Source organism: Bacillus sp. MC1252 (assembly GCF_056838025.1).
In genome coordinates this window covers 2,099,519-2,120,972 of record NZ_CM166369.1, presented here as the reverse complement: position 1 = coordinate 2,120,972, position 21,454 = coordinate 2,099,519, and the positions used below count along the sequence as shown (strand labels likewise).

The following is a 21,454-nucleotide window of genomic DNA, read 5'->3' as shown; positions in this document are numbered from 1 at the left end:
CTCTTTTTTCGTATCGTTTTTATATATTCCACCAATGATACCCGTCTTTCTCTAGAAGCTGATCCGCTTCTTTCGGTCCCATAGAACCAGCAGGGTAATTTGGTTTTAAGGTTTTATTTTCTGCCCATTTCTCAGAAATTGGATCAACAAAGTTCCAAGAAAGTGCCACTTCATCCCAGTGAGCGAAGTTTGTAGCATCGCCCAATAAGCAGTCATGAATCAGCTTTTCGTATGCTTCTGGTGTATTCATGATGTCATTATAGTTCGTTTGGTAGTCGAGCTTAATTGGTTTCGCATACGTTCCGCCATCAAGCTTACGAGCGTTCAGGTGAAGGGTAATGCCTTCATCTGGCTGAATGTGAATAACGAGTAAGTTTGGATGCATAGAATTCCCGTTTCCATAGTACAGGTTCATTGGAATGTCTTTAAATTGAACCACGATTTGAGTGGATTTCTTTTCTAAACGTTTTCCTGTACGAATGTAAAATGGCACGCCAGCCCATCTAAAGTTATCGATCAGCAGCTTCCCTGCAACGAATGTTTCCGTATTAGAGTTCGGGTCAACATTTTGCTCTTCAAGATAGGAAGGAACCATGCTGCCATCAATCGTACCAGCATCATACTGCCCGCGGACAAAGAATTGATCGACCTCATCTTTAGAGAAAGGACGAAGAGCACGCAATGCTTTCCGTTTTTCGCTTCGGATTTCCTCTGTATTTAGCTTAATTGGAGGCTCCATTGCTAAAAGTGCAACCATCTGAAGCATATGGTTTTGGACCATGTCTCTTAGTGCACCAGAACTTTCGTAATATCGAGCCCGGTCTTCTACACCTAAAGATTCACTCGATGTAATTTGGATGTTTGAAATATAGCGGTTTGTCCAAAGTGGTTCGAAGATCGCATTCGCAAAACGGATGACCTCAATGTTTTGCACCATTTGTTTACCGAGATAGTGGTCAATACGATAAATTTGATCTTCTGTAAATGCATCACGAATTTCTTCATTTAACGTTTTGGCACTTGGCAGGTCATGTCCAAATGGTTTTTCAATGACAAGACGTGACCAGCCGGTTGTTTCTGATACGCCCTCACTCTTTAAGAACTTCGCAATCGTTCCAAAGAATTCCGGTGCCATGGCTAAATAGAACATACGGTTATTTGGGATACTGTACGTATCTTCAAGACCGGAAAGAAGCGTGTTGAGTGCCTGGTAGGAAGCAGGGCTTGATACGTCAAAATCATGATAATAGAAATGAGAAATGAATTCCTCTGTTTTCGCTTCTGCATCATCAGAAGGGACAGATTCTTTTACCACAGCTCTGAGGTCCTCATGAGACCACGGGCGGCGCCCGACACCTACAACGGCGAATTGATCTCCAAGCTTTCCGCTATGATAAAGTCTATGTATAGAAGGGTAGAGCTTGCGTTTGGCAAGATCTCCTGTTGCGCCAAAAATGACAATGACTGCTTTTGGATTGTTAGTTTCTGTATTCACGAAAAGTACCTCACTTTATTCGTAGCATTGTAGTAAAAACCGAGAATGTATGTACATTTTCTTTATTTTAAAGGTTCATTGTTCGTAAAGCAAACATTTGATTCGACTTTTTCTGCTCTAGTTTGACTTTTTTCAAAAATTCCGCTGAATTCACATTTACCTTGTCTTCATGTATTCTATATGAATGAAGATATTGTATACCGGCTGTAGGAGGAAAAAGTAATGGAACTGCTCTTTTTAGGAACAGGTGCAGGCATTCCTGCAAAAACAAGAAACGTCACTTGCACAGCGCTAAAGCTCTTAGAAGAGAGAAAAGCAGTGTGGCTTTTTGATTGCGGAGAAGCGACGCAGCATCAAATATTACATACAACGATTAAACCGAGAAAGATTGAGAAAATATTTATCACTCATATGCATGGTGATCATGTATACGGTCTCCCAGGACTGCTTGGCAGCAGGTCCTTTCAAGGCGGAGAGGATGAACTAACGATCTATGGGCCTAAGGGGATCAAAGCGTTTGTAAACGCTGCACTTTCAGCTACACAAACGCATTTGACATATCCGCTGCATATCATAGAAATAGATGAAGGAGTCGTATTTGAGGATGATACCTTTCAAGTAGAAGCAAGACGGGTGTCGCACGGTATCCCAGCTTACGGTTATCGGGTTGTAGAAAAAGATGTACCTGGTGCATTAAAAGCCGAAGACCTAAAAGAAATCGGAGTAAAACCTGGACCTTTGTATCAGAAGTTAAAAAACGGGGAAACCGTGACACTCGAAGATGGCAGAATCATTGACGGAACCGATTATTTGGAACCCCCTAAAAAAGGGAGGATTGTTGCATTTTCAGGAGATACTCGTTTGTGCGAGAATATAACAAGGCTTGCCAAGAATGCGGATGTGTTAGTCCATGAGGCAACATTCGGTAAAGAAGATGCAGAATTAGCCTACAATTATTATCACAGCACGACAGAACAGGCAGCGAAAACAGCGCAGGAAGCAGGCGCAAAAAGACTAATTTTGACCCATATTAGTGCAAGGTACCAAGGGGAAGAGGCACTGAAACAATTGTTGAAAGAAGCCCGCGATATATTCCCGCTGACAGAAGCTGCACATGATTTCTCTTCTTTTACTATTGACCGCACCCTGTAAAAATTGGATGAATCGTTAAAAATAGTTGTGTGATTTTTTTGATATTTATGATGACGCTCTTTTTCAGGTAGTGGTAAAATGGTGAAGAAAAAACAAATGACATATCAAACTATGAAGAATACGGGAGGCACAATCAAAGATGAGCGGTTTTACAGCGTTAAGTGAAGCAGAATTGAATGACCTTTATTTGGCACTACAAAATGAGTATGAAACGTACAAAAGTAAAAACTTACACTTAGACATGTCTAGAGGTAAGCCTTCGCCAAAACAGCTTGATTTGTCTATGGGCATGCTCGATGTTGTGACATCAAGGGATGTGATGACAGCTGAGGATGGCACAGATGTGCGAAACTATGGCGGCTTGACAGGCCTTCCTGAAACGAAGAAATTTTTTGCAGATGTGCTCAATCTGACGCCAGAACAAATCATCATTGGCGGTAATTCCAGCCTGAATATGATGCATGATACGATTGCCCGTGCCATGACTCACGGCGTATATGGCAGTAAAACACCTTGGGGAGAGCTGCCAAAGGTAAAATTCCTTGCACCAAGTCCAGGGTATGACCGTCATTTTGCCATTTGTGAGCTATTTAACATAGAGATGATCACGGTAGACATGAAGGCTGATGGACCTGACATGGATCAGGTGGAAAAATGGGTCGCAGAAGATGAAGCCATTAAGGGCATTTGGTGTGTACCGAAATATAGCAACCCAGATGGCATAACGTATTCAGATGAGGTCGTTGACCGCCTTGCTTCAATGAAAACAAAAGCAGACGACTTCCGTATCTTTTGGGATGATGCCTATGCAGTCCACCATCTAACAGATACACCTGATACATTAAAAGATATTTTTCAAGCAGTAGAGGAAGCAGGGCACCCAAACCGTGTGTTTATGTTTGCGTCTACTTCTAAAATTACATTCCCAGGTTCAGGTGTTGCACTGATGGCGTCTAGTCAAAACAATGTGAGCTTCACTCAGAAGCAATTAGCAGTACAAACGATCGGACCAGATAAAATCAATCAATTAAGACACCTTCGTTTCTTCCAGAATCCAGAAGGCTTGAAGGAACATATGAAAAAGCATGCAGCGATCATTAAGCCGAAGTTTGACCTCGTTCTTTCTATCCTTGACGAAAAGCTTGGTGGGAAAGGCATCGCTGAATGGCACAAGCCAAATGGCGGATATTTCATTAGTTTAAATACACTTGATCATTGTGCAAAAGCTGTTGTGCAAAAAGCGAAAGAAGCAGGTGTCACACTGACAGGTGCAGGGGCGACATATCCATATGGAAAAGACCCGCTTGATCGTAACATTCGCATTGCGCCAACGTTCCCAGCACTTGAAGAACTTGAGCAAGCGATTGATATCTTTACGTTATGTGTTCAGCTTGTCAGTATTGAAAAGCTGCTTTCTGAAAAAAGTCAATCTGCCCCAACGGCATAAATCAAAGAAACTCCTTGACTCATGACCGGTCAAGGAGTTTTCAATTTTAATTGGCTGTTTGATAATAGGAGACGGGTTGTTTGGCCGCGCACCATACATCATAGATGGCAAGCTGCACAATGTGCGGTTCATCATGATGAATATAGTGCGAACTGTTCTGCGCCTGAATCCATCCGCTTTGGGATGAAAAAGACAGCATCCGTTTATGAAGCCTAAGCCAAGCTTCATGCGCTGGATGAAACAACCGGCTTTTGCCTGATGAAATGACAAGAAGCGGCATCATCCCATAATGCGTTTGTTCCTCTTTGATCGTGTTCAGCATTTGCTGAAAGTCCTCATGCGTACATTCTGCTGTGAACTGCGCCATATAGGAAGCACGTTCTTCCCTTGATAAAAGCGGCAGAATGACCTGCTCTTGCTCCTCACTTGCTGGGTCTAACAGCACCATGCCGATGACATCTTCTCTTCTGCGGCTTGCCCATAACCTGCTGACAAGAGAACCGAATGAGTGAGCCACAATGAGAAAGGGCGGCTGAATATTGGCTTGCTTTAAAAGCGCATCTAAATCATCTGCAAGGTCATGCAGGGTTCTTCCTTCATCGCTATGACTACTGTTTCCATTTCCTAAACGGTCGTATAAGAAAACCCCAAGCTCTGGGTCAATATCACGGGCCATATTTGTCCACGTATCGCCAGACATTCCGTAGCCTGCTTCAAAGATAATGGTCGCTTGTCTTTTGCCTTGACGATGCTTCGTATTAAAGTGATGTCCATCTATATGATACGTTCTTTCAATCATTACCGAGTTCATTCTTCCATCTCCTCTAAGTGGTTCTTTAGCTAAAAGACGGCACAAAAGGCAAAGATGTTTCTCTTAAAAACAAAAAAGATGCCTATTTCAAAAAATAGACACCTTTTTCCTAGATACCTTACCAAGCGCGATCGTATTGACGCGGGGCTTCAATGGATGTACGAAGCTCTTTGGCAGCTGTTTTTGGGAAATAAGGATCCCGTAAAAATTCTCTGCCGATAAAGATCAAGTCAGCACGATGATTTTGTAAAATTTCTTCTGCCTGTACACCAGATGTGATTAGACCGACAGCTCCTGTTTGAATGCCGGCACCTTCTTTTATTTTCTCTGCGAAGGTCACTTGGTAGCCAGGGAATGTGCTAATTTTCGCCTGCACGACAGCACCTGAGCTGACATCGATTAAGTCGACACCTTGTTCTTTCAGCCATGTGGCAATGCCGATATAATCAGCAATATCGAGTCCTTTTGTCGTGTAATCAGAAGCGGATACACGGACAAATAAAGGTCCATCCCATACGTCATGGACCGCATCAACGACTTCTCTTAAGAAGCGGTAACGGTTTTCTGGTGAACCGCCATACTCATCTGTTCGTTGATTCGCAAGCGGTGAAAGAAATTCGTTAATTAAATAGCCATGCGCCCCATGAATTTCAATGATGTCAAAGCCAGCTTTTTTTGCCCGGACAGCCGCATCTTGAAACGCCTGAACGGTGTCTTTGATTTGATCGACAGACATCTCTACAGGTGTTTTAGACCGTTCATCAAACGGAATGCTGGATGGTGCAAGGATGTCACCGTCTAGTTCAGCTTTACGTCCTGCATGGGCGAGCTGGATGGCTGTTTTTGTTCCGTATGCTTTGATTTGTTCGTTTAATGAGGCAAATCCTTCAATGTGCTCATCACTCCAAATCCCGAGGTCTTGATCACTAATTCTTCCCTCAGGGGAAACAGCGCTCGCCTCAACCATGATCAGCCCAGCCTGACCTTGCGCGCGGGAAATATAATGTGCAAAGTGGAAAGGCTGTAATTTCCCATCGCGGTCATAGGATGAATACATACACATCGGGGACATCACGATGCGGTTTTTGAGCGTAACACCTTTTAATGTCCAAGGTGAAAAGAGTTTTGTTTCCAAATACCTTCGCCTCCTCATTGAATTGTATAGCCGATTATAACAGCCATTCAAACTTTCGTCATAAAAGGTGCTCAAAGAATATAGCTTTTATATACGTTTTTGTATAATAGAGGGAAAGAGACAACAAAGGGGGAAAACGGATGAAATGGCAAACAGAGAGTGAACTAAAAGAGCTGCTCACAGCTCTGATGCAGTATGAAAGCATATCTGGTACAACAGGAGAAGTAGCGTTAGCGGAATATTTATATTACTTGCTGAAGGAGCGGCCTTATTTTGAGCAGAACCCTGATCATTTGGCTTTGCATCCGATGAAAGATGGCCGGTATTTTTTAACGGCTCTAGTGAAGCGCAGCATGCTGCCACGTACCGTTTTGCTTCTTAGTCATTTTGATGTAGTCGATACAGAGGATTACGGAGAATTTCAAAACATGGCATGTAAGCCAGAAGAGCTGATGGCCTCCTTTTCGCAAAAAAGTGCGCTTCTTCCAAAGAGGGCAAGAGAGGACCTTGCTTCAGGCGACTGGCTGTTTGGAAGAGGTGCCATGGATATGAAAGCAGGTCTCGCCGTGCAGCTTTCTATGCTGGAAAGAGCGATGACAGATAGCTTTGAAGGAAATGTCCTGCTCGTCACAGTCCCGGATGAAGAGGTGAATTCACAGGGAATGCTGGAGGCTGTCCCTAAGCTAAAAGAGCTCAAGGAGGAGTATGACCTTGATTATACCGCGTGTTTAAATAGTGAGCCGATGTTTGAAAAGTATCCAGGTGATACGCACCAATATATCTATACAGGCAGTATAGGGAAGGTGCTTGCCGGATTTTTTTGCAAAGGGATTGAAACGCATGTAGGAGAGCCATTCTCAGGCTTAAATGCAAATTTTATGGTATCTGAATTAAACCGGTTGTTAGAGCTGAATAGTGATTATTGTGAGGAAGTAGATGGTGAAGTGACACCTCCTCCGACCAATTTGATGCAAAAGGACTTAAAAGAAGCCTATTCCGTTCAAACGCCTCACACGGCTGTTTCTCTATTTAACGTGCTCATGATGAAACGCTCAAGTGAAGAGCTGCACGGGCTTCTCTACGACACTGCGAAACAAGCAGCAGTCCAAATCGAGGCTAATCTTAGACAGAAAACAGCTGAATTTCAGCGCTTTAAACATTTCACCCCGATTGACACGAGCATCACGGTTCTCACGTATCAAGAGCTGTATCAAAAAGCCGCTGAACGATCAGGTACGCAGGAGGTCGAGCGAATTGTCAACTATGCATTCGCGAACCGAGGTGAGCTTGGAGATCGCGACTTTTCAACAAAAATCGTATCAGAGCTGACGACGCTTTGTAAGGAAGAGGGACCGCTGATTGTTCTGTTTTATAGTCCGCCATTTTACCCATCTGTGTCCTCAACGGATGAGCCGCATATCCAGACAGCCTTAAAGAAGATTCAAAGGAAGGCAAAGGAGGTCTATAGGCTTGAAGTAGAGGAAGTGAAATATTTCCCCGGATTGTCTGATTTAAGCTACTTGCAGCTCGAAAAACAGAATGTAGGCGATTACACGACCAACATGCCGCTTTACCAAAAAGGTTATTCATTACCACAAGGAGAAAAGGAGGCTCTTTACGTTCCGGTCATCAACGTTGGTCCATTAGGAAAAGACCCGCACAAATGGACAGAACGGCTGCATGTCCCGTTCTCTTTCGGTATATTGCCGTCATTACTAGAATCAACGATTCATGCTTTATTAGAAAAGAATTAAGCATATGTGATGAAGAGCCCTATCTGGATGATAGGGTTTTTGGCTTTTAAATGAACCTTCCTTCAGCCTAAATAAATAGAGTATGATATTGAAAGAGACTTACATTTATTTGAAGGGGGATTGAGAGAATAAATGGAAACTGGAAAATTAACAAAAACAGAAATCATCACATCGCTTCAGGAGAGTATTCGTGAACTAAAGGAGCTCATGCAGACATGTGATGAGCACACGTTAGATCAATCTATAGGAGAGGGCAAGTGGTCGATCAAACAAATCGCCGGACATTTGTTTGATACAGAAGAAGTCTGGTCAGAGCGAATAGAGCAGGCGATATCAAGTGATCACACGCCTTTTCAATCGTATGATCCTGAAGTTTATGTGAAGGAAAGAGCTTATGAATTGTATAATGCTCAGGAGATCAATTCGATGATCAATCGTTTGAAAGAGAGAAGAAGCAAAACGCTTCAGCTATTAGAAAAGGATATATGGGATCAATCATGTTTGCATCCGGAAGAAGGCGTGATGACAGTTCAAATATTAGCTGAAACCATCGCTTTACATGAAAATCATCATCTGGCTCAAATCAAAGCCATCATGTCAATGAGTGAATCATCTACATGAGGAGGTGTTAATAAATGAAGCATCAAGAATTGTTAATTGATGTGAATGTTTATCAAGCACGTGATTCTCTATTAGAACAAGCCTTCTCTCAAAAAGAACAGAAAGAACCAAAGTGTGAATCACACAGTTCAAATCCAGTCACTAGCGAGAAAAAATAGATGGGCATATGTGAAAAAGCACCTGTCATCAAAACAGGTGCTTTCAGCGTGTAGACAAACCCTCGCATTCGTTGTCAGGTCTGCGCGCCGGTGCTCACGAATGTTAAATTCGCTCCGCTCCGGTGCTCGTCCTTCCTAGACTTCAAAGGTTTTCTATCACGCTGAAAAGAAGACAAAGGGCTAAAATAAAGGTCATTTTAGCCCTTTGTCAAAAATCTGAAAGCACCTGTCATCAAAACAGGTGCTTTTTCATATCACTTATACGTGCCCGCTGAAAACATGTCGTTTAATTCTGCGGCACGTTTTGTCGCTGTTTTTACACAATCGACAATCGCTTCTTCAAATTGATAGGAAGCTAGTGTGTTCAGTCCGGCTTCTGTCGTTCCGCCTTCGCTTGTGATTTCTTTGCGCAGTTCAGCAGGTTCCTTTCCGCTATCTTGAAGCATATTGGCAGCGCCTGCAATCATTTGGCAAATGAGCAATTTTGCTGTTGCTTGGTCCATCCCAAGTTCAGTAGCGCTTCGCTCCATTCCTTCAATCAAATGATAAATAAAGGCAGGACCGCTGCCTGCGATGGCTGTGACAGCATTTAGCTGTGATTCGTCTAATACCGTCACATGCCCGATCGTTTCAAACAGCTCGACCGCCTTTTTCTTTTGCTCCTCAGTGACTTTATCACTTACGGCAATGCCTGTTGCTGATTGCTGAATCGCCGCTGATGTATTTGGCATCGCGCGAACCACCGCAGTTTTCCCGCCAGCATAGTGTTGAATCGTTTCAATGGAGATACCCGCTAAAATAGAAATGATCAGCTGTCCATTTAAGTAAGGGCGTACCTCGGAAATCCCGCTTTCCGCATCTTTCGGTTTTAAAGCAAATACCAAAATATCCGCTTCTTCATAAATAAAGGAACGAGAGAAATCCGTTTTGATCCCATAACGCACCTTTAATTCGTTTAATCGTTTTTCGTTTGTTTTATTTGTGACAATGATATCTTCATTTGACATGATACCACTTTTTAATAAACCTTTAATCATAGACTCCGCCATCGAGCCTGCACCGATAAATCCAATTTTACTCATAAGCTGCTCCTCCTTGTAGAAAATAAAAAAACCTCTCGCCTGAAAAGGACGAAAGGTTTTTCGCGGTACCACCCTCAATTAGCATGCAAACATGCATACTCAGCTCTAGTCCCTTAACGCGGGAAACGTTTAGGTTTGCCTAACAGCTCAAAGGGCAGGTTCAGCAAATAAGAGGATGGTGAAGTCTTACAGCCGGCGGACCTCACTCTCTTGCATCATTATTTTGCTTACTAATCCTTGTCATCGCGCATCTTATATTTGTTGTTCATTATGCAACGATGGACAAGTTTGTGTCAATAGGGGCAGATAAAAAAATTGACCATCCAAACCGCATGACAGTCTGCCCTTTGCAAGCTACAATGAATAAAGAAGACTGAGTTGTAATCATCCATGAGTCAAAAAGCAGGAGATGACGTATAAAAGTGAAAGAAGACATCATTCAATTATCCATCCCTACACCGTTTGCCGTTGGGGATGTGCATGCATATGTATTAAAAGGAGATGCCGTGACCTTAGTGGATTGCGGACCGATGACACAAGAGGCGGAGCATGCCTTTGTCATGCAATTAAAGGAACATCATTTATCGATAGACGATATTGATCAAGTGGTTTTGACCCATCATCATGCAGATCATGTCGGCCTTTTAAATCTGATGAAACCTCATGTCCGTGTGATCGGACACCAGTGGAATGAGCCCTATATTAGTCAAAATTCAGCGTTTAAGCAGCGCCAAATTGACTTTATGGATCGTTTTTTTCAGCAGTTAGGTGTGCCGCTTCGTCAAGGTGAATGTGAAAGAATCGTGAAGCAATCTTATACATATTCTTGTACTGCACATGTAGATGACGTCATAAAAGAAGGCGATCGTTTGAAAGGGCATGAACACTTTTTCGTGATGGAAACACCCGGACATGCACAATCTCACCTTTCCTTCCTAGATGAAACAACGGGGAATTTCATTGGTGGAGACCTTTTGCTGACAACCATTTCCTCAAACCCATTAATGGAAGCGCCGGATGAAGGCAAGGAACGTCAAAAATCGCTGCTTCAATATAAAGCATCACTCAATCGATTATTGGGTTTGCCAATCAAGACCATCTATCCAGGACACGGTCAGCTGATTACGTCCCATCTCGAATTGATCGAAGAACGATTTAAGAAACAAGAAAGACGGGCAAATACGATGTATCAGCTGCTCAAACGAAAAGAAATGACCGCCTTTCATCTTTGCCGCACGCTTTTTCCAGTGCTGTATGAAGAGGCATTATTTTTAACGATGTCTGAGACAGTAGGGCAGCTGGATGTACTCTTAGCGGCTGGACAAATTGAAGAAGTGCAAAAAGACGGAATCCTCTATTACCGAGCAAATTAAGGAGTGAAATGCATGGGGCGATTAACAGGAAAGAGAATATGGATTACAGGCGCATCTGGCGGCCTTGGTGAGAAAATGGCGTACTTGGCAGCAGCAGAAGGCGCAGAAATCATCATTTCAGCAAGACGAATCGAGAAGCTTACAGGTGTGAAAGAAAAGATCATGAGCGCTGGCGGGGTGTGTCACATCGCTCAGCTTGATGTCAGCCAGCTTGAGGACTTTGATCGAGCGTATCAAGAAGTAGGTGCTGTTGATATTTTGGTCAACAATGCCGGCTTTGGTGTATTCGATCTCGTAGAAGATGCGTCCATTGAGGAAATGGTGTCGATGTTTGAGGTGAATGTGTTTGGTTTAATTGCCTGCACGAAAAAGGTCATCCCAGAGATGAAACAAAGAGGGCAGGGGCATATTATCAATATCGCGTCTCAAGCAGGTAAAATTGCCACCCCCAAATCAGCGATTTATTCAGCATCAAAGCACGCCGTCCTCGGATTTTCAAACAGCCTCAGAATGGAGCTGGCAGACTGCGGCATTCACGTCACGACAGTGAACCCAGGACCGATTGCTACAGACTTCTTTACCATCGCAGATCGCAGTGGTGAATATGTGAAGAACGTTGATTTTATGATGCTTAGTGCAGACAAAGTGGCAGGGAAGGTCGTATCAGCTATGATGACGAAAAAAAGAGAAATTAATTTACCAGGCTGGATGAACGCTGGGAGTAAATTGTATCAATTATTCCCGTTTTTATTTGAAAAAGCAGCACGCAAAGCGATGATGAAAAAATAACTCAAAAAAGAAACCGGTCATCAACTGGTTTCTTTTTCTGTTTGATAAGACTTCATGTTATCGGTGCGATAGTCTTTCTATATTCGCCTTGCAGCTTGCTGAAGCGGGTCCCATACACTGTTAAAAGGCGGTGCATAGCTAATATCTAAATCTTCAAGGTCTGTCATGGTCAGCTCTTGGTAAAGGGCAGCTGCCATGACATCGATTCGTTTATCTACACCGTTTCTGCCGATGATTTGGGCACCAAGCAAGGTGTGGTCATCGCTTCTATAAACCAGTTTTACTTTCATTTTCTGCGCATCTGGGTAATATCCAGCGTGATCAGTACTGTCAATGGTGATGGTGGAGAAAGGGATGCTCGCTTCTTTTGCTTCTTTTTCTGATAAGCCCGTTCGTCCCGCTGTCATGTCCATAAATTTCATCACCGCTGTTCCGGTCACGCCTTGAAACGCCCGGTGTGTCCCCGTCATATGAAAGCCTGCGATTCTCCCTTGTTTATTCGCTGTCGTGCCGAGCGGAATATAATCCAGTGCTTTTTTTATGCGGTGATAGGTCGCTGCGCAATCCCCGGCAGCATAGATGTCTTTTACATTGGTCTGCATGTATTCATTCACCGCAATTGCTCCATTTTGAAGTCGATTGATCTCTATGCCGTCTAAAAAGGCTGTTTGCGGAGTGACACCAATGGCGATGATGACCATATCCGTTGCAATGGTCTGTTTGTCTGTTTGAACAGCTGTTACATGTGTCCTGCCCTCTAATTTCTGCACTGTTTCTCCAAGCACCACGTGAATGCCTTGATCGTCTGCTTCTTCTTTAAGATATTTTGCCATATCGGGGTCAAAGCCTGGACCAAGTGTTGCTCCTCGTTGAATGATGTGAACGTCTTTTCCTAGCGCTTTTAAATTTTCTGCCATTTCTAAGCCGATATATCCTCCACCGATGATGGTGATATGTGTGACGTCTTTTTTTAAATGGTCTAAAATCGACAGGGCATGCGGGATTGTTTTTAATACGTGTACGCCTTCTAATGGATGGCTATCTAGATCCAGTGTAACGGGGCTTGCTCCTGTCGCAATTAACAGCCTGTCATACGTTTCTGTAAATGTTTCTTTTGTTTTGGTGTGAATGCCCGACACCGTTTTTTGCTCTGGGTCAATGGATGTCACTTCGTGTAAGCATCTGGCGTCAATTCCATATTTGTCGCGAAAGGTTTCAGCGCTGCGTGCGATGAGCTTTTTGTGATGATCAATGAGACCGCCGATCAAGTAGGGGAGTCCGCACTGTCCATATGAGAAAATCTCTCCTTTTTCAAAAGCCACAATGTGTGCGTCTGGATCCTCTCTATATATTTGCATAGCGCAGCTCATTCCTGCTGCATCTCCGCCAATCATCACATATTTCATTTGGTGTGCTCCCTTCTATCTATCAAACTGAATACTCTTATTTACCCTCATTTTCCTTTTTTTAATGCTTTTTTTCGCAAAAGAAGCAAACTTTAGTTGAAAAATAAAGACAGCGCCTTCATTTTAGGCTACAATCGGATTATCGTCTTTTTGGTTATGAGTTTAGTGAAGATTGGTGGGAAAGACTTTGAGTGACGAACGACTGGATTTTAATACACTATATACACGCCATACGAGAGAGGCCTGGGCAGCTCTTGGGGAATATATGCCGGTATCTGTTTCAGAAGAGGAAGCAAGAGCGCTTCAAGGGTTAAACGACTATTTATCGCTTGAAGAAGTTCGAGATATTTACATACCACTTATTCGTTTTCTGACATTACATGTCTTTGCAGAAAAACAAAAAAACCAGCATGTGAATGCTTTTTTAAACTACCCACATCATGCTAAAATCCCCTTTTTAATTGGGATTGCTGGAAGTGTGGCTGTTGGGAAAAGCACGACTGCGCGTATCATTGAGACTCTTTTATCGAGGCTTGGAGATGGGCTGAAGGTGAGTCTTGTGACAACTGATGGCTTTTTGTATCCCCAAAAAGAGTTAAAAGATCGAGGGCTGATGGAAAAGAAAGGCTTCCCAGAAAGCTATGATGTCAAAGCCCTTCTTTCTTTTTTAAATGAATTGAAGTCAGGTAAACAAACTGTGCATGCCCCGGTGTATTCGCATCTTACCTATGACCGGCTTGATGGGGTGTATGAAACAGTGGAGGATGCAGATATTGTGATCATCGAAGGGATCAATGTGCTGCAATCACCAGCACTTGAAGGTCTGAAGGATGAACCGCGCGTGTTTGTATCAGATTTCTTTGATTTTTCGATTTATGTGGATGCGGCTGAAACGCAAATACAATCTTGGTATAAAGAGCGGTTCCGTTTGCTGCGGGAAACAGCCTTCCAAGACCCTGAATCCTTCTTTCATCAATACAAAGATTTGACGGATAAAGAGGCGGATCAGATGGCAAGCACGATTTGGAATACAGTGAATCGCCCTAACTTATATCAAAATATTTTGCCGACAAAATATCGAGCTGATTTGATTTTGAAAAAAGGCGATCACCATAAGGTGGAAGAGATCGCCATCCGCCGGGTATAAAGAAAACCGCTCACACATGAGAGCGGTTTTCTTTATGACCTCCACTTACTTTAACAGCCACGGCAGCCGCCGATCGTTTTTTCAGGCGGTAGTATCCGATGAGTAAGAACGGTACACCCGCAATCGTGACAATGGACAGCACTGAAAAAATAGAAAGGGGATGTGCTGCGCCAAAATAGTCAATACACAATCCGCCGGCCCACGGTCCGATGACGCTGCCAAGCTGAGAAAATCCCATTGCGCCAAAGTACGATCCCTTCACTTCAGGCTTTGCAATATTGTCCACAAAGAGATCCATCATTGCAAACAGCAGTACTTCACCAATCGTAAATACGACAATGATGAAAGCAAGCATGCCAAGACTTTGTGAAAAAGAAATGGCAAACAAACTACCGGCAAGAAGAATATTCCCAGTGGTCAACGACAAAATGGTTGAGTAGCGCTTGGCGATCATGATGAGCGGATATTGCACGACAATGACAACGACTGCATTTAAGGATAAAAGATATCCAAACAGCTTAGGGCCATCCTCAATAACAGGAGACGCTGATAAATATTGAGGCAGCGTTGAGCTTAGATGTGAATAGCCAAACGAACATAAGGTAACGCCGATGAGGATAATGCTAAAGACCGTATCTTTTTGGATAATAGAAAGGGCTTTTTTGACGCTGATTTGTTTGATGCTTTCTGGAGCAGCAACTGGATGTTTCTGAAATTGCCATGCCAGCATTAATCCGTATAAAAAGTAAATAAAGGCAGCGACGAGAAACGGAAAGGTTGTTTTCGATGACCCGAGATATAAGCCGAGCAGCGGGCCGAAGATCACACCAATGTTAATGGCTGTATACCGTAAATTAAAAACAAATAATCGTATGCTTGACGGGGTGACATCTGATAAGAGCGCCTTAGATGTTGGCTCAAAAAGTGCACGGCACAGCCCATTTAAAGCGTTCATGATAAAGAAGACCCAAATGGCATCTGCAAATGCAAAGCCAACAAAAACAAGTGCCCAACCGAAGATGGATAGAAGCATGACCTTTTTTCTGCCGATTCGATCAGAAATATAGCCTCCGTAAAAACTCGCAACGATCCCAATAAGAGAGCTAACGGCAATGATTAACCCAGCTGAAGAGGCTGAGGCTCCTTTGACTTGAGTCAAATAAACGGCTAAAAAAGGAATACTCATGGACGTCGCCATTCGGCCAAATATTGTGCCGATGATGATCGTCCAACTAAGTGGATGTAAAGTACGTAAGTTATTTTTCATGCTGTTTCTCCCCTGAGATTGTAAGATGTTCCAATCATACATGAAAAATTGTGCAAATTAAATACACAATTTGATGGAGGAGACATCCGCCATATGGCAGAGAAGCTTGAACTGGTCACAAATTCGGAGAGCGTGCTTCTTGTTGACGATGCATTTGAGGCCTTGATGGATATTGTTAGAAAAAGGAAGTGGGTGACTTTCCGCTGATTCGCACTGTCATTTGACGACAATCAATCGAGATCAATGGCGACAATTTGCTGCAAGGACAGGTTTAGAACATCTTCATCATTGACGATTTTCATGCGCTGCGTTTCATAATGAATGGCTTTGACCCAGCCCCAAAACTGCTCTTTCACACCTGAGGAGACATACGTGATGCAAATGGCTTGATCCTCGGTAATCGACTGTGTGATCAAAAAATTCATTTCCTCTAGCTGATCGGTGCTCAGCGGGGGAGGCGTATATTCTTTTTTCTTCCGTTTTTGAGCAAGAAGCTGCTCCCGGTGCTCTGGCAGCATCATTCGGCTCGATTCCCACATGATGTTGTATCCAGGTGTTAATTTATTGGGATTCATGGTTGTTTGCCTCCGTTATTTATAATGTCCGCCAATTTTTTCGGCGCGGTGATATGCCTGCCCTGCGCTTGTGAGTGACGAAGCGTGCAGTAATGCAGCAGGACCATACTTCATATGAATCGCATCGAATACTTTGCTGAGTTTGTCTTTCTTAAGATGGTGATCAAATAAAGTCAGCTGATATTGGCTGTCAGACTGCAGCTGTGAGAGAGTAATGCCCACACTGCGGATGGGCTGACCATCCCAGTGCTGCTGGAATAGCTGTATGGCTGCTTCTGCAATATCTGTGCCGTACTGTGTGGGTGAATGAAGCTTGATTTGTCTATGAAATCCTGTCGGATGTGAAAAATCAGCGCCTCTCACGCCGACAGACACCGTTTGCCCAAGATAATGCTTAAAACGTGCACGCCTTGCCACTTCTTCACTCAATTCAATAATGGCGACTTTGATGTCCTCAAAAGACGCATAATCATGGGGAAGGGTCATATGATGCCCAACGGCTTTTTGCTGATCATGTGTGTGAACGGTGACCGGTGAGGGATCGATCCCTAAAGCTGTTCGCTGCAAGAGCTCCCCATTGATTCCCCAGCGTTTTTGTAGCCGGTCTAATGGATAAGTAGCAAGCGTCCCAATGGTACTGATGCCCATTCGTTTTAAATGATGCTCCATTCGTTTGCCGACGCCAAATAATTTCCCAATCGGAAGCGGCCATAAATCAGCAGCAACCCGGTCTGCACGAAGTTCATAGATGCCAGATGTGTTTTGTTTAGCAAAGTGGTCACAGGCCATTTTAGCGAGCACTTTATTAGGACCGATGCCAATACGGGCGTAAATGCCAGTCTGGTTCATGATGGTGGTTTGTATATTTTCAGCGATCTCGCGCGGAGAGCCGAGTAGTGTCAGACTGCCTGTAATATCGAGAAACTGTTCATCAATTGAATACGGTTCGACAAGGTCTGTGTATTGTTCAAGCAGTTCTGTCATCATGACAGAGACATCAAGATAGCGCTGCATACGTGGACGTACGACCACTGCTTCGGGACATTTCTCCCGTGCTTCCCATAATCTTGATGCATTTTGTACGCCTCGTTTCTTGGCGAGAGGGCAGGCTGCAAGTACGACCCCGCTTCGCCGCTCTGGATCTCCTGAGACAATGAGCGGCACATCCTCCAAATGAGGAGCCTCCACTTTTTCTACTGACGCATAAAATGACTGCATATCCACAAGCAGAATCGCTCGTTCATTCATTGTTTTCACCTCTTAGAACATATGTTCTTATTGTAACCGTCAGGAGGCGAAATTCATACTGGTAAATCATTCAAAGAAAAGAGTGTATATCCATACAAAAAAGACGAAGTGGAAGACACTTCGTCTAATCTGATGCAAAATGAGCATGTTTTCATGCATGTGCCATGTTGTGGGATGTTTGGAGCGGTTCAGAGCGCAAACGATAGGCCGTCAGCTTTTTCTTTGGCTTATGTGTAAACTGCCGCACCACATCCACGTGGTCATCATAATGAAACAAATAAAGGGTCACATCCTGCTTGCCAAGCTTTGTTTGCATTGTAAGCGGCGCCGGCCCTTCATTCGGATGAAGAAAACGCTCTTCGTCACCAGGATAAATATAATAGCGTTCAATAAAGATCGCATCATTAAAATGTTGAATGATTTCAGATTTTTGCTGATCATCGAGCGGACGACCTTGAAAAGTCATATTTGTTTGATCACTTGTTACTTTTGCATGCACCGCATAACGACTAAAAAGGCGTTCAACAACACCAGAAGGCAGCGAAGTGACAAGCAACTTTAACAGACTAAATACAACAAGCGAAGTAACAATCCAAACCAATATCATCATCTCCAATAAACATTTGTTACATTTCCTATATGAACCATCTTAACATAACAAAAGAATGAAACTTTCGCACGAAAAGTGAACTTTATGAAATAAGTGTGAAAATTTAAAAGGAGATGGCGGCTGAAAGAAGATGAAAAAAGCTGAAACGAAAAAAGGCGGACACGTGACCTTTACAAATAATTCACCTGACAGGTAGACTATTGAAACAACAGTTTTTTTGTAAAAAAGAAAGATCAAATAAAGCCGAAATTGAAAAGGGGCGAGGTCGTTATGATACGTCAAGTGAAGCCGTCAGATTTTTACGCCGTCACATCCGTCATCCAAAGCTGGTGGGGAGGCAGAGATTTACGCGCAAAATTGCCAAAGCTATTTTTTGAACATTTTCAGCAAACAAGTTTTGTTGTCGTTGAAAAGGGTGAACTGATCGGATTTTTAGTCGGTTTTTTATCGCAATCCCATTCAGATGAAGCGTATATTCACTTTGTTGGGGTACATCCAGACCATCGCAAATTAAAGATCGGCAAAATTCTCTATCAAGCGTTTTATGAAGCGGCTGAAAAGGAAGGAAGAACGACGATTAAGGCCGTCACAGCTCCTGTCAATAAAGTCTCCATTGCGTACCATACAAGGCTCGGATTTCAGATAGAAAAGGGAGATAAAACAGTAGATGGCATTTCGGTTTTTTCAGATTATGATGGTATGCATGAAGACCGTGTGTTATTTGTGAAAAAGTTAGAGGCGATGTCATGATTGTCAATTTAGATCAAACAAAAGGAGAGGTAGCAAAGCAGATCTTACATATTCAACTAGCTGCATACCAACAAGAAGCTGAACAAATTGGCTATGCCGATCTTCCACCATTAAAAGAGACCATTCAAGATGTAATAAAAGCAAAAGAGCAATTTATTGGTTTTGAGCAAAAGGGAATCTTACTAGGTGTTGCCTCTTATGAAGAGCAGAAAGATTATTTGATCATTAGTCGATTGGCTGTGCATCCCAAAGCGCTAAAACAGGGTATTGGAACAAGACTTATGTCTACAATTATGGAGAAAAATGTTCCTATAGAACTGACCACAGGACAAAAAAACACCCCTGCAAAAAGGCTATACGAAAAGTTAGGATTTCTTGAAACAAATGTGATTCATGTTGCAAAAGAGCTCACCTTATCAAAAATGAAATGGACACCGAGGCGAAAGGTTGAGGTTGTCGAATTCAAAAAAGAATGGCATGAAGAATTCCATCAAGAAAAGCAGCGACTCAAGCAAATCATTCAAAAGAGCTGGATAGAAGGACATCATATTGGTAGTACGTCAGTTGAAGGACTTGTTGCCAAACCAATTATTGATATATTAATAGAAGTAAGTCATATAAAAGAGATCGATAGAAAAAGAGAGAGCTTTGAACATCTTGGATATCAAGCGCTAGGTGAAAATGGCGTAAAAGGGAGACGTTTTTTTCAAAAGGGTGGCTTGAATCGTACGCATCATGTCCATGTTTATGAGAGAAATCATCCTGATGTGAAAAGACATTTATTGTTTCGAAATTACTTAAGAGTCCACCCAGAACGAGCTGCAGCGTATGCGTCTGTCAAGGAACAATTAGCAAATCAGTATCCGGAAGATATACAAAGCTATATGGCGGGAAAGAATGAAATCATAAAAGAAATAGAAAATGAGGCATATCACTGGGATAGAGAAGGAAGAGAGGAAGCTCATAAATAAGCTACCTCTTTTCCTCGTTAATTAGGAAGCTGAACATGGCCTTTTACAATATAGGCCTGTGAAGCAGCAGTAGATGGAAGAGCGGGTAATTTATCCTTTACTATGACCCCGCGGATGTCTGTGATTCGAACAGGAAGAGATGTAGACCCCATATTAAATCCAAGGAAATGGTTGTAGTCTGTCTTTTCCATGTTCACCCATTGTCCATCTTTGTAATATTCCATTTTCATAATCGGATATTTATGATTGCGCACTTGAATCGCAGCCCACCACTTACTGCTACCTTCTTTTATTCTGTAAGCTACATTTCCGCTAATCGGTGCTTTTATAATTTTCCAACTAATTGGGATTTTCCCGTCTGCCATATTGCCGATTTTGGCAAAGGCATTAGGAGAAAGATCAAGAGCTCCTTTTGCTCCTTCTGGATATTTATCGGTTACATACACAACGGTTTTTCCTTTTGGACCCTTTACTTCAAGGTAAGCCCCTGCAAGTGCTGCATTTATCCCTTTATAGTTATAGTCATGGGGATTTAAAGCCGTAATTTTCATGTCAGATGGAATAGGATCTAATAATGCGGCGCCCCCTGAGTAACCAGATCCCGTATAAGTCGCATAGCTTTCTCGTACTTCATCAAGGACAGATGCCGCTTTCATGTTTGGCACAGCGAAACTCAACATCAATATCAGTGCCCCGATGAAGCAGAGAGATAATCTTTTTTTCACGATCTAAAACCTCCTGTTTATTCTTTTGAAATTGGTAGCGTCATAAGTATAATTCTAAAAAACAAGAAGCAGAAAGAGCCAATAGATAGATATAATCCTAGTGAGAAGAGCGTGTATTTCAAAGAATATGACTTTCGGATTTAGTCGTGTGTCATGTTTTATGGTGTTTTATGTGTTACAATGTAAGCATCAATTTAAAAAGGATGTTCACCATGTATATTCACATCACAGAACTGGCTAAAACATATATAGAAAAACAGCAAACAGGAAACGAAACGAAGGAATTACTGCTTCGCTACGATTCAGAAGGTTGTGGCTGTGCAGTGAGTGGCGTACCAATGCTTTGGTTAACAAGTGAAAGAACAGGTGAATGGGAACAACTGAATAATAGCCAACATTTAAAACTATATATACACATTGCACAGAAGGTATTCTTTGATGAGGAAATGACCATCGATTTTAATGAAAAAGCCAATACATTGATGCTGAAAAGTCCTCAGCAAATACTCAGTCCAAGAATGGGCATACTTGTAAAGTAAGGTGGAAACGTAGTGGATCAGAAGCTTAGAGTGATACAAAACACGGCACAAAATAAAACATGGGTGTCGTTTTTAAATAACAATCATCCCTATAGCCTTTTGCACTGGTCAATAGGTGGAATGGATTCGGTGAAAAAGGACGTTTGGCTTCTTCAAGATGAAGTCACATTTGAAACGGAAGAATTTCCAACGCTTGAATTAGCTGTCAATTGGATTAAAGAGAATATGGATCAAGTAACAGATGTCTTATGAAGAGTCCTTTGCTGAAGGGGCTTTTTTTTCTGCCATCATCATCTCATCAAACAACAGGGCTGTCTAATCTGAAAAATGCTCTTTTTAAACGGAAAAAAGCAGTTTTTAACAAAAGATTCGACAAAACGAGAAAAATGAAAAAATAGT

22 protein-coding genes and 1 other annotated feature are annotated in these 21,454 nt (G+C 42.6%); of the genes, 12 read left to right on the top strand and 10 right to left on the bottom strand.

Annotated elements, in window-relative coordinates; translation table 11 throughout:
• Positions 1-19 precede the first annotated feature (19 nt).
• Positions 20-1,495 (bottom strand): glucose-6-phosphate dehydrogenase, encoded by a 1,476-nt coding sequence (gene zwf, locus ACYH0L_RS10725; RefSeq protein WP_099726725.1) that lies wholly within the window; start codon positions 1,493-1,495, stop codon positions 20-22.
• 222 nt (positions 1,496-1,717) lie between these two features.
• Here zwf and rnz point away from each other — a divergent pair, with 222 nt between their 5' ends.
• A complete protein-coding gene (rnz, locus tag ACYH0L_RS10720; RefSeq protein ID WP_099726726.1) occupies positions 1,718-2,647 on the top strand; it encodes a ribonuclease Z in 930 nt (309 codons plus the stop codon).
• A 139-nt stretch (positions 2,648-2,786) separates the two neighbouring features.
• Entirely contained in the window at positions 2,787-4,094 is a 1,308-nt protein-coding gene (locus ACYH0L_RS10715; RefSeq protein WP_099726727.1) for an aspartate aminotransferase type Ic, read from the top strand.
• Between the two features lie 46 nt (positions 4,095-4,140).
• Here ACYH0L_RS10715 and ACYH0L_RS10710 read toward each other — a convergent pair whose 3' ends face one another.
• Positions 4,141-4,905: an alpha/beta fold hydrolase gene (locus tag ACYH0L_RS10710; RefSeq protein WP_099726728.1), complete on the bottom strand. Its 765-nt coding sequence runs from the start codon at positions 4,903-4,905 to the stop codon at positions 4,141-4,143.
• 118 nt (positions 4,906-5,023) lie between these two features.
• A complete protein-coding gene (namA, locus tag ACYH0L_RS10705) occupies positions 5,024-6,040 on the bottom strand; it encodes an NADPH dehydrogenase NamA (protein WP_230030362.1) in 1,017 nt (338 codons plus the stop codon).
• 140 nt (positions 6,041-6,180) lie between these two features.
• On the opposite strand from namA, the gene ACYH0L_RS10700 reads away from it, so the two are divergent.
• The 3 genes from ACYH0L_RS10700 to ACYH0L_RS10690 all read left to right on the top strand — a co-directional run bounded on the left by ACYH0L_RS10700 (position 6,181) and on the right by ACYH0L_RS10690 (position 8,573).
• Positions 6,181-7,794 carry a M20/M25/M40 family metallo-hydrolase gene (locus ACYH0L_RS10700; protein ID WP_099726730.1) on the top strand — a complete coding sequence of 538 codons (1,614 nt, stop codon included), beginning with the start codon at positions 6,181-6,183 and terminating at the stop codon, positions 7,792-7,794.
• 132 nt (positions 7,795-7,926) lie between these two features.
• Positions 7,927-8,415: a DinB family protein gene (locus ACYH0L_RS10695; RefSeq protein ID WP_482354012.1), complete on the top strand. Its 489-nt coding sequence runs from the start codon at positions 7,927-7,929 to the stop codon at positions 8,413-8,415.
• Between the two features lie 14 nt (positions 8,416-8,429).
• Positions 8,430-8,573: a hypothetical protein gene (locus ACYH0L_RS10690; protein ID WP_367307847.1), complete on the top strand. Its 144-nt coding sequence runs from the start codon at positions 8,430-8,432 to the stop codon at positions 8,571-8,573.
• 254 nt (positions 8,574-8,827) lie between these two features.
• On the opposite strand, the gene proC is transcribed toward ACYH0L_RS10690, so the two are convergent.
• The gene (gene proC / locus ACYH0L_RS10685) at positions 8,828-9,655 is read right to left on the bottom strand and encodes a pyrroline-5-carboxylate reductase (protein ID WP_256498760.1); all 828 of its coding nucleotides are present in this window, start codon (positions 9,653-9,655) and stop codon (positions 8,828-8,830) included.
• A 41-nt stretch (positions 9,656-9,696) separates the two neighbouring features.
• Positions 9,697-9,908, bottom strand: a binding site (T-box leader).
• Positions 9,909-10,077: 169 nt separating this feature from the next.
• On the opposite strand from proC, the gene ACYH0L_RS10680 reads away from it, so the two are divergent.
• Both ACYH0L_RS10680 and ACYH0L_RS10675 read left to right on the top strand, forming a co-directional pair.
• Positions 10,078-11,028: an MBL fold metallo-hydrolase gene (locus tag ACYH0L_RS10680; RefSeq protein ID WP_230030360.1), complete on the top strand. Its 951-nt coding sequence runs from the start codon at positions 10,078-10,080 to the stop codon at positions 11,026-11,028.
• A 12-nt stretch (positions 11,029-11,040) separates the two neighbouring features.
• The gene (locus tag ACYH0L_RS10675; RefSeq protein ID WP_099726734.1) at positions 11,041-11,817 is read left to right on the top strand and encodes an SDR family NAD(P)-dependent oxidoreductase; all 777 of its coding nucleotides are present in this window, start codon (positions 11,041-11,043) and stop codon (positions 11,815-11,817) included.
• Positions 11,818-11,894: 77 nt separating this feature from the next.
• On the opposite strand, the gene ACYH0L_RS10670 is transcribed toward ACYH0L_RS10675, so the two are convergent.
• Positions 11,895-13,223 carry a CoA-disulfide reductase gene (locus ACYH0L_RS10670; protein WP_482354011.1) on the bottom strand — a complete coding sequence of 443 codons (1,329 nt, stop codon included), beginning with the start codon at positions 13,221-13,223 and terminating at the stop codon, positions 11,895-11,897.
• Positions 13,224-13,410: 187 nt separating this feature from the next.
• Between ACYH0L_RS10670 and coaA the strand changes: the two genes are divergently transcribed.
• Positions 13,411-14,370, top strand: a complete 960-nt coding sequence (gene coaA, locus ACYH0L_RS10665; protein ID WP_099726736.1) for a type I pantothenate kinase — start codon at positions 13,411-13,413, stop codon at positions 14,368-14,370.
• A gap of 10 nt (positions 14,371-14,380) precedes the next feature.
• On the opposite strand, the gene ACYH0L_RS10660 is transcribed toward coaA, so the two are convergent.
• The 4 genes from ACYH0L_RS10660 to ACYH0L_RS10645 all read right to left on the bottom strand — a co-directional run bounded on the left by ACYH0L_RS10660 (position 14,381) and on the right by ACYH0L_RS10645 (position 18,061).
• A complete protein-coding gene (locus tag ACYH0L_RS10660; RefSeq protein WP_099726737.1) occupies positions 14,381-15,637 on the bottom strand; it encodes an MDR family MFS transporter in 1,257 nt (418 codons plus the stop codon).
• A gap of 230 nt (positions 15,638-15,867) precedes the next feature.
• On the bottom strand, positions 15,868-16,212 hold the full coding sequence (locus tag ACYH0L_RS10655) for a YolD-like family protein (RefSeq protein WP_099726738.1): 345 nt from the start codon (positions 16,210-16,212) through the stop codon (positions 15,868-15,870).
• A 15-nt stretch (positions 16,213-16,227) separates the two neighbouring features.
• Positions 16,228-17,460 (bottom strand): DNA polymerase IV, encoded by a 1,233-nt coding sequence (locus ACYH0L_RS10650; protein WP_256498757.1) that lies wholly within the window; start codon positions 17,458-17,460, stop codon positions 16,228-16,230.
• Between the two features lie 151 nt (positions 17,461-17,611).
• Positions 17,612-18,061 (bottom strand): YfmQ family protein, encoded by a 450-nt coding sequence (locus ACYH0L_RS10645; protein ID WP_099726740.1) that lies wholly within the window; start codon positions 18,059-18,061, stop codon positions 17,612-17,614.
• A 279-nt stretch (positions 18,062-18,340) separates the two neighbouring features.
• On the opposite strand from ACYH0L_RS10645, the gene ACYH0L_RS10640 reads away from it, so the two are divergent.
• Both ACYH0L_RS10640 and ACYH0L_RS10635 read left to right on the top strand, forming a co-directional pair.
• The gene (locus ACYH0L_RS10640) at positions 18,341-18,820 is read left to right on the top strand and encodes a GNAT family N-acetyltransferase (RefSeq protein ID WP_099726741.1); all 480 of its coding nucleotides are present in this window, start codon (positions 18,341-18,343) and stop codon (positions 18,818-18,820) included.
• Positions 18,817-19,791 (top strand): GNAT family N-acetyltransferase, encoded by a 975-nt coding sequence (locus ACYH0L_RS10635; RefSeq protein ID WP_482354010.1) that lies wholly within the window; start codon positions 18,817-18,819, stop codon positions 19,789-19,791. The genes ACYH0L_RS10640 and ACYH0L_RS10635 overlap by 4 nt, the downstream gene beginning before the upstream one ends.
• A 17-nt stretch (positions 19,792-19,808) precedes the next feature.
• Here the strand turns inward: ACYH0L_RS10635 and ACYH0L_RS10630 are convergent, their stop codons facing one another.
• Positions 19,809-20,516 carry an expansin EXLX1 family cellulose-binding protein gene (locus tag ACYH0L_RS10630; protein WP_099726743.1) on the bottom strand — a complete coding sequence of 236 codons (708 nt, stop codon included), beginning with the start codon at positions 20,514-20,516 and terminating at the stop codon, positions 19,809-19,811.
• Positions 20,517-20,728: 212 nt separating this feature from the next.
• Here ACYH0L_RS10630 and ACYH0L_RS10625 point away from each other — a divergent pair, with 212 nt between their 5' ends.
• Both ACYH0L_RS10625 and ACYH0L_RS10620 read left to right on the top strand, forming a co-directional pair.
• On the top strand, positions 20,729-21,055 hold the full coding sequence (locus ACYH0L_RS10625; RefSeq protein WP_034319861.1) for an iron-sulfur cluster biosynthesis family protein: 327 nt from the start codon (positions 20,729-20,731) through the stop codon (positions 21,053-21,055).
• Positions 21,056-21,067: 12 nt separating this feature from the next.
• Entirely contained in the window at positions 21,068-21,307 is a 240-nt protein-coding gene (locus ACYH0L_RS10620; RefSeq protein ID WP_099726744.1) for a YqkC family protein, read from the top strand.
• Positions 21,308-21,454: the final 147 nt, after the last annotated feature.